The sequence below is a fragment of the Mycobacterium sp. 1245801.1 genome, assembly GCF_001673055.1.
GTDB classification, from domain to species: Bacteria; Actinomycetota; Actinomycetes; order Mycobacteriales; family Mycobacteriaceae; genus Mycobacterium; species Mycobacterium europaeum_A.
Genome location: NZ_LZKY01000164.1, coordinates 1 through 949, shown reverse-complemented (window position 1 = coordinate 949; position 949 = coordinate 1). Strand labels below are relative to the sequence as shown.

The 949-nt window shown below is 60.0% G+C and carries 1 protein-coding gene and 1 pseudogene; one reads left to right on the top strand and one right to left on the bottom strand.

Translation table 11 applies throughout. The features are described from left to right. Positions 1-278, bottom strand: a pseudogene (locus A5622_RS28085) (hypothetical protein); the annotation flags it as partial. Between the two features lie 490 nt (positions 279-768). Between A5622_RS28085 and A5622_RS30475 the strand changes: the two are divergent. Further along, entirely contained in the window at positions 769-900 is a 132-nt protein-coding gene (locus A5622_RS30475; RefSeq protein ID WP_255361663.1) for a hypothetical protein, read from the top strand. The last annotated feature ends 49 nt before the right edge of the window (positions 901-949 follow it).

Sequence of the window (949 nt, the reverse complement as noted above, 5' to 3'; positions counted from 1 at the left end):
TCTGTCTGCAAGCCAAGGGATTTCGTCAACCGCTGCACTTCAGCGGAGCCGTTGATCGGGTGATCACCGTTCTGGTGATTCCAGGCCATGTCGAAGCGCTTGCGGGCCTGTTCGAATTCTTCTTGGGCTGCGGTGGAGCATCGGCCGGCAGCATGGAAAGCCTCTGCCAGTTGAGAGATCTGAAAAGGGCTACCGGCCTGCAAGCTCTGGTTGATCGCCCATGGGTCACCGCCAGCTCTGGCGATGAGATCGCCAATGCTTAGCTCGATCAGTTGCATCGCACCACCCGCCAACCCGCACCCTGTTCTTCTGGAGCAGCTATGACGCTACCCCGCTGGTAACCTCTCCACGCCGGTTCAAGCCGACGCTGCGGTGCAATTTGCCGCCGTTCGCTCGTCGAGCGCCTGATCGATCAATGTGGTACTGGAATGCCGTCGCAGAGTTATCGAGCCGCTAGGCGCGCTCGCGTCACCAGGCGGATTCGCCATCGATGGTCGCGAGGTCTCGCATGGGTAGAAAATTACGGGCGGACGCCGTTGGCCGCTATTCACTATGTACTAGCCTCGACGCAGCGCAGACACGGCTTCATCTCACTAGCGAATCCCAGCGACGTCAGGCCGGTCCGACGACGATCTGCCTCAAACCGATGCTGACGGCCGCATAAAGTCGGTGGTCTTACGCCAGCGATCAGTCACCTTCGAGATAAAGAATCTGCGCCGTTCGCCGGGGTGAAGTGAGCGAAGCGCTGCCTCGGCTTAGCATTCGGACATGCGCGATATCGAAGCGATTGACGCCGATCTGCAGTTGGTGTCGCGCGCTTGGTGCGCGGCTTTGGTGGCAAATGATCACGCACCGAGTACCACCCTGATCGACCAGCTTCGCGAGGAGCGACAGCAGTGAGGCGCTGCGTCCGGAACTGACATGACCGGATACCACTAGAGGTAGCGTC